The following is a 6,558-nucleotide window of genomic DNA, read 5'->3' as shown; positions in this document are numbered from 1 at the left end:
CGCCGGGCAGGCCCCCGCGGCCGGGTCGGGCCAGGCCCGTCGGGGCCAGGGCGGCCAGGGCGGCGGGGCCGCGGGCTCCGGCGAGCGTGGCCGGCGTACCGGTGGCGCCCCCTCCGGCGGTGCGGCGGCGGCTTCGGCCCGCAGCCGGGTCGGCGGGGCCGGCCAGGGCCGCCGCCGTTCGGCCTGACGCCACACGTAGTCGTACGCAACGCCGGGCAGCGCACACGCGCTGCCCGGCGTTGCGCATGTGCGGCGGGACGGTCAGCGGACCAGCTTGGCCTGCAGTTTCGCCAGGGTCCGCAGGTCCAGGCCGAGGCCTTCCGTCAGGTAGCCGTAGAAGCCGCCGTAGTCGGCCCCGATCTGCGCGGTCGCCGCGTCCAGGTAGTCCTGGCGGACCTCCTGGAGCGGGATCAGCAGGTCCGGGTTCTGCATCCGGCCGGACTGCTTCAGCCCGGCCCGCACCTGGGCGTCGTAGGCGCCGCGGAAGGTGTTCGACGCCAGGTAGTCCTCCGCGGCCGCGCCCTCGGGGACGGCCAGGGAGCGCAGCAGCACGTAGCTCAGCCACCCGGTCCGGTCCTTGCCGGAAGTGCAGTGGTACAGCACCGGACCCTGCCCGGCGTCCGCGATCTCCCGCACGGTGGCCGCGAACTGAGCCCGGTTCTCGGGGCCGGTCACGAAGGTGCGGTAGATGTCGCGCATGTAGGCCTCGGCGCGGCCGCCGCCGAGCATCTGCTCCTGCTTCACGGGGTCGCCGGTGGCTATCGCCCCGACCAGGGTCCCGTACAGGCCGAGGTCGCTGATCGGGCGGGAGGTGGGGGCGAGCCCGGCCGGCAGCCGGTCGGCGCCGTCGTACTGGAGCTCCATCGGGATGCGGAAGTCGACGACCTTCGTGAGGCCCAGAGCGGCGACGGTGGTGATGTCCGCGGCGGTCAGCTTGCTCAGTGCGTCGGAGCGGTAGACCAGCCCCTGGCGGACCCGGCCGCCGGTGTACGTGCGGTAGCCGCCGAGGTCGCGGACGTTGACCGCGCCCTGGAGGGGGATCTGGCGGATCGTTTCCGCACTCTGGAGGTGACGCGCCTGCTGCCGGGCGGCCGGCGCCGCGTACGCGACGGCGGACGGAGCCCCGACGGCGAGGGCGGCGGCGAGCACCGCGGTCACCAGGCGGATTCTGACACGGCTCATCGGTGGCGACTCCTGGGGAGTGTGGGGAGTTGTGGGGAGGAGAAGGGGGATCACCCCGGTGGCGGCGGGGTGCCGAGCGAGTGCAGTACGCCGAGTGCCTGTCGTGCCTCGGCCATGACGCGGGTGACGAGCTCCGCACAGGACGGCAGATCCTCGATCACACCCGCGACCTGGCCCGATGCCATGACGCCGAGGTCCGTACGGCCCTCGACCATGGACGCCTTGAGGAGCATCGGGGTGTTCGCGGCAAGCAGCACCTGGCTCCACGACAGGTCCTTGCCGTGCTTCATCGCCAGACCGTCCCGCACCATCTGCGACCAGGTCAGCCCGGAGAGCCTGCGGAAGCCGGCCGCGTGCCGCACCGCGCGGACCAGCGCCCCGGCGCGGCCCGACCGCTCCAGGGACTCGACCAGCTCGCTGCGCAGCATCCGGTGCGGCAGCCCGTCCACGGCCGTCGTCACCGTGACGTCCTTGACCGTGGCCCTGAGGTACTCGGCCTTGACCGCGTCCGGGACCGTGGAGTCGGACGTCAGCAGGAAACGCGTGCCCATCGCGATGCCCGCGGCCCCGTACGCCAGCGCCGCGACCAGACCGCGACCGTCGCTGAAGCCGCCCGCCGCGACCACCGGAATGTCCACCGCGTCCACCACCTGCGGCAGCAGCACCGTCGTGGCCACGTCCCCGGTGTGGCCGCCGCCCTCGCCGCCCTGCACGATCACCGCGTCGGCGCCCCAGGCCGCGACCTTCTCCGCGTGCCGCCGCGCCCCGACGGACGGGATCACGATCACGCCCGCGTCCTTGAGGCGTGCGATGAGCTCCCTGGACGGGGCGAGGGCGAAGGAGGCGACCCGTACGCCCTCGTCGACGATCAGCTGCGCGCGCTCGGCCGCGTCCCCGGCATCCGCGCGCAGGTTGACCCCGAAGGGGGCGTCCGTACGGGACTTGACCTCCTGGACCGCCGACCGCAGCTGCTCCATGGTCATCGTGGCCGAGGCCAGGATGCCGAGCGCGCCCGCGCCCGCCGCCGCGGACACCAGCCGGGGTCCGGCGACCCAGCCCATGCCCGTCTGCACGATCGGGTAGCGGGTCCCGACCAGCTTGGTGAATGCCGTCTCCATGCCCTCGGCCCCCTCAGACCCGTACTTCGCGGTCGCGCAGGCCCTTGGGGTCGATGACCTCGCGGATCAGCCGCAGCTCCTCGCCGGTCGGCTCGCGGGTGTACGGGACCCCGCCGGCGACGGAGTCGACGGCCAGCTCGAAACCGGTGGCCGCCCGGACCTGCTCCACGGTGACCCCCGGGTGCACGGAGGCGAGCCGCATGCGGTGACCGGGCCCGGTGAAGTCGAAGACACCGAGATCGCTGACCACGCGCGGGAGCCGGTGGAAGCGGGTCACCCCGGCCGCCTCGGCGCGGTCGTGGCCCACGCCGCTGACCATGTCGACGCGCTCGACGAAGACCCGGGTGGAGTGCTTGGGGATCCAGTAGCTCACCGGGTTGTTGAGGGTGTTCACCGGCGCCCCGCGCACCCCCAGCAGCTGGCGCACCGGCTGCTCCCAGGCGCCGATGCAGGAGATGTTCTGGTTGCCGAACTGGTCGATCTGGCTGGCGCCCATCATCACGTGCCGCCGCCCGCCGGTGACCATCGTCAGGTGGCGCCGGTACGGGAGCCAGCCCTCGACCGTACCGTCCAGCCCGACGAGCATGGCCTCGCCGTCGGTCAGCAGCAGATCGGGGGAGAAGGTCCGCTTGGCGAGCCGGGCCCCGAAGGAGGGGACCAGGCCCATCGGGCTGGCGAGCACCTCGCCGTTGTCGCGCCAGGCCTCGGCGCAGGCGATCACGCAGTACTCGGCTCGGGTGACGGTCGCGGTGGTCACTGCTGCTCCTCGTGCCAGGTCCGGACGGCGGACTGGTAGTCGTGCTCGCTCCCGCCGGACAGGAAACGGGCGGCGAACTCGGGCCAGGGGGTCGTGGCGTACAGCTTCTGGAAGGCCTCGTCGCGCTCGTAGTCGGGGGCGCAGGAGGTGAAGTGCGCGCCGTTCGGGGTCTCCACGACCCCGGTGACGGAGTGCCTGCTGACCAGGAGGGACTGCGGGGGGCCGGACTTGGAGAGCTCGGCGCTCTCCACGAGCTGCTCGCAGGAGACGTACGCGGCGTCGGCGGCCTCGCAGAACAAGTCGTCGAAGTACGGGTCCGGGCCCAGGTACTGGGCGTTGCCGAGCCGGTCGGCGCGGTTGAGGTGGACCAGGGCCGCGTCCAGGCGCAGGGCCGGGACGGCGACGAACTCCTCGCCGTCGGCGTAGGGGGAGGTGACGGTGCGCAGCTCGGGGTTGACCCGCATGACGTCGGAGCCGAGGCCGGCGCGGACGGGCAGGAAGGGCAGCCGGTTCGCGGCGGCGTGCAGGCCCCACATGAACATGGCCTCGTCGAGCTCGGTGAGGGCGAAGGCGGCGCGCTCGCGGGCGGCCCGGAAATGCGGCTCCAGCGGGATGGAGTCGAGGGTCGCGAAGGGGGCGACGAGCCTGCGGATGCGGCCCGCGGCCGCGAGCAGCCCGACGTCGGGGCCGCCGTACGAGACCACGGTGAGATCGGTGATCTCGGAGCGGAGCAGCGCCCGAATCAGGGCCATGGGCTTGCGCCGCGATCCCCAGCCGCCGATCCCCAGCGTCATTCCGCTGCGCAGCTGCCCGACCACCCCTTCGGGGGTCATCGTCTTGTCCGTCATGCGCTCTGTCCCTGTCCCTTCCCGAAGGTGTCGCGGACCCGGTCGGCCACCCCGCTGAGGTTGGCCTCGAAGGTGAAGCCCTGCTCGAAGCGGTAGCTGCGGCGCACGTCGACGGGGTCGATGCCGTTGATGGCCGCCTTGGCCAGCCGCAGCAGACAGCCGTCCTTCTTGGCGATCTCGGCGGCCAGCTCCAGGGCGGCGGAGCGCAGCTCCGCGCGCGGAACCACCTTCCAGACCGAGCCGTGCGCGTGCAGTTCGGCGGCGGTGGCGGTGCGCGAGGTGTAGTAGAGGGTGCGCATCAGGTGCTGGGGGACCAGGCGGGCCAGGTGGGTGGCGGCGCCGAGCGCGCCCCGGTCCAGCTCGGGCAGGCCGAAGGTCGCGTCGTCGCTCGCCACGATCGCGTCGGCGTTGCCGACCAGGCCGATGCCGCCGCCCAGACAGAATCCGTTCACGGCCGCGACGACCGGTACCTCGCACTCGTACACGGCGGCGAAGGCCTCGTAGCAGCCGCGGTTGGCGCCGATGAGGGAGGCGTGGCCGGTGTCGCGCTGCATCTCCTTGATGTCGACGCCGGCGTTGAAGCCGCGGCCCTCGGACGCCAGGACCACGCACCGCACCTCGGGGTCGCGGCCGGCCGAGCGCAGCGCGTCGGCGAGGTCGTACCAGCCCTGTACGGGAAGGGCGTTGACGGGCGGGAAGTCGGCTGTGACGAGTGCGATGCCCTTGCCGGGGCTTGAGGTGGAGACACCCATGAGCGGATCAGCTACCTTTCCACCAAACATTTGTTAGGTGAGGAAGGTAGCAGCCGATGGAGCTCAACGGGAGGGTCGTCGTCGTCACCGGCGGAACCCGGGGCGTCGGCGCCGGGATCGCGGAGTCGTTCCTCGCGGCAGGGGCGCAGGTCGTGGTCTGCGCCCGGCGTCCGCCGGAAGATCCGGTCGAGGCGCAGGGCCGTGAAGCCTCCTTCATGGCCCTCGACCTGCGCGATCCGGCCGCCGTACGGGACTTCTTCGAGGCGGTCGCGGCCCGCCACGGGCGGATCGACTGCCTGGTGAACAACGCGGGCGGCACCCCGTACCGACTGCTCGGGGAGAGCGGGGCGCAGCGGCACGCCCGGGTCGTCGAGCTCAACCTGATCGCGCCGATGACGGCCTCGCTGGCCGCCCACCCCTGGCTGCGCGCGGCGGGCGGCTCGGTCGTGATGATCGGCAGCGTCAGCGGCACCCGGCCCTCCCCGGGCACGGCGGCGTACGGAGCGGCCAAGGCGGGACTGGAGAACCTGGCCCGCTCCATGGCCGTGGAGTGGGCCCCCGAGGTACGGGTGAACACGCTGGTCCTGGGCATGGTGCGGACCGAACTGGCCCACCTGCACTACGGCGACGAGGCGGGCGTCTCGGCGGTCGGCGCGACCGTCCCGCTGGGGCGGCTGGCCGAACCCTCGGACGTCGGCGCGGCGGCGGTCTTCCTCGCCTCCGACCGCGCGGCGTACGTGAGCGGGGCGAGCCTGCTGGTGCACGGGGGCGGGGAGCGCCCGGCGTTTTTGGATGCGGCAACCGTGAACAAGGAGAGCTGAGATGGGCATTGCCGAAGGCCGTGTGGTCATCGTGACGGGCGCGGGGCGGGGGCTGGGCCGGGCCCACGCCCTGGCCTTCGCGGCGGAGGGCGCACGGGTCGTCGTCAACGACCTGGGCGTCGGCCTCGACGGGCTCCCGGGCCCCGACGATCCCGCGGAGCGGGTCGCCGCGGAGATCCGGGCGCTGGGCGGCGAGGCGGTGGCGCACGGCGGGGACATCGCGACGACCGGGGGCGCGGCCTCCCTCGTGGCGGCGGCCCTCGACGCGTACGGCCGGCTCGACACCCTGGTCAACAACGCGGGCTTCCTGCGTGACCGGATGCTCGTCAACCTCGGCGAGGACGACTGGGACGCCGTCATGCGGGTCCACCTCAAGGGCCACTTCCTGCCGCTGAAGCACGCGGCCGCCTGGTGGCGGGCGGAGGCGAAGGCGGGTCGCCAGGTCGCCGCCCGGGTCGTCAACACCTCGTCCGGGGCCGGGCTGTCGGGCTCGGTCGGCCAGGGCAACTACAGCGCGGCCAAGGCGGGCATCCTCGGCATGACCCTGGTCGCGGCGGCCGAGATGGGCCGCTACGGGGTCCAGGTCAACGCCATCGCCCCGGCGGCGCGGACCCGTATGACGGAGCAGGCCTTCGCGCAGACGATGGCGGCGCCGGCCCCGGGGGCGTTCGATGCGATGGCCCCGGAGAACGTGTCGCCGCTGGTGGTGTGGCTCGGCTCGGAGGCCTCGGCCGGGGTCACCGGCCGGGTCTTCGAGGCGGAGGGCGGCCGGATCACGGTGATGCAGGGCTGGCGCCCCGGCCCCACCGCCGACCGGGGCGCGCGATGGACCCCCTCGGATGCGGGGGAGGCGGCGGCGAAACTCCTCGCGGCCTGCGAGCCGCCGCAGCCGGTGTACGGGGCGAGCTAGTGCTGTGACCGGAAAGGTCACCGCGTCGCGGCACTGGCCGGGCGGGGGGTAAAGGCGCCGGGCCCGGCCCCCTGGCGAGGGGTCGGGCCCGGATCCTTCACTCGTGCGATGGGGTATCACTACCCACGACATCCACTTGCTGAACCGCAGTCACCCCGCGATGTATGGAA

At 73.4% G+C, this 6,558-nt stretch carries 7 protein-coding genes and 1 pseudogene; 3 read left to right on the top strand and 5 right to left on the bottom strand.

The window, feature by feature from the left end:
- Positions 1–187: pseudogene (locus ACFWBF_RS31225) on the top strand (hypothetical protein); the annotation flags it as partial.
- 74 nt (positions 188–261) lie between these two features.
- Here the strand turns inward: ACFWBF_RS31225 and ACFWBF_RS31220 are convergent.
- The 5 genes from ACFWBF_RS31220 to ACFWBF_RS31200 are packed head-to-tail and all read right to left on the bottom strand — an operon-like array spanning position 262 to position 4,657.
- Positions 262–1,182 (bottom strand): tyrosine-protein phosphatase, encoded by a 921-nt coding sequence (locus ACFWBF_RS31220; RefSeq protein ID WP_385607788.1) that lies wholly within the window; start codon positions 1,180–1,182, stop codon positions 262–264.
- A gap of 50 nt (positions 1,183–1,232) precedes the next feature.
- Complete coding sequence (locus tag ACFWBF_RS31215; RefSeq protein WP_385607787.1) at positions 1,233–2,300, bottom strand: NAD(P)H-dependent flavin oxidoreductase; 1,068 nt, start codon at positions 2,298–2,300, stop codon at positions 1,233–1,235.
- Positions 2,301–2,313: 13 nt separating this feature from the next.
- The gene (locus tag ACFWBF_RS31210; RefSeq protein ID WP_385607785.1) at positions 2,314–3,057 is read right to left on the bottom strand and encodes a CoA-transferase subunit beta; all 744 of its coding nucleotides are present in this window, start codon (positions 3,055–3,057) and stop codon (positions 2,314–2,316) included.
- On the bottom strand, positions 3,054–3,905 hold the full coding sequence (locus ACFWBF_RS31205) for a CoA transferase subunit A (protein WP_385607783.1): 852 nt from the start codon (positions 3,903–3,905) through the stop codon (positions 3,054–3,056). Before ACFWBF_RS31205 ends, ACFWBF_RS31210 begins: the two co-directional genes overlap by 4 nt.
- Entirely contained in the window at positions 3,902–4,657 is a 756-nt protein-coding gene (locus tag ACFWBF_RS31200) for an enoyl-CoA hydratase family protein (RefSeq protein WP_385607781.1), read from the bottom strand. Before ACFWBF_RS31200 ends, ACFWBF_RS31205 begins: the two co-directional genes overlap by 4 nt.
- 56 nt (positions 4,658–4,713) lie before the next feature.
- Here ACFWBF_RS31200 and ACFWBF_RS31195 point away from each other — a divergent pair, with 56 nt between their 5' ends.
- Positions 4,714–5,478 carry an SDR family oxidoreductase gene (locus tag ACFWBF_RS31195; protein WP_385607779.1) on the top strand — a complete coding sequence of 255 codons (765 nt, stop codon included), beginning with the start codon at positions 4,714–4,716 and terminating at the stop codon, positions 5,476–5,478.
- Between the two features lies 1 nt (position 5,479).
- Entirely contained in the window at positions 5,480–6,388 is a 909-nt protein-coding gene (locus tag ACFWBF_RS31190; RefSeq protein ID WP_385607778.1) for an SDR family oxidoreductase, read from the top strand.
- The last annotated feature ends 170 nt before the right edge of the window (positions 6,389–6,558 follow it).

Origin of the sequence: Streptomyces sp. NPDC060028, assembly GCF_042736725.1 — a bacterium.
Taxonomy (GTDB): Bacteria; Actinomycetota; Actinomycetes; order Streptomycetales; family Streptomycetaceae; genus Streptomyces.
This window is presented reverse-complemented; position numbering and strand designations above follow the sequence as displayed.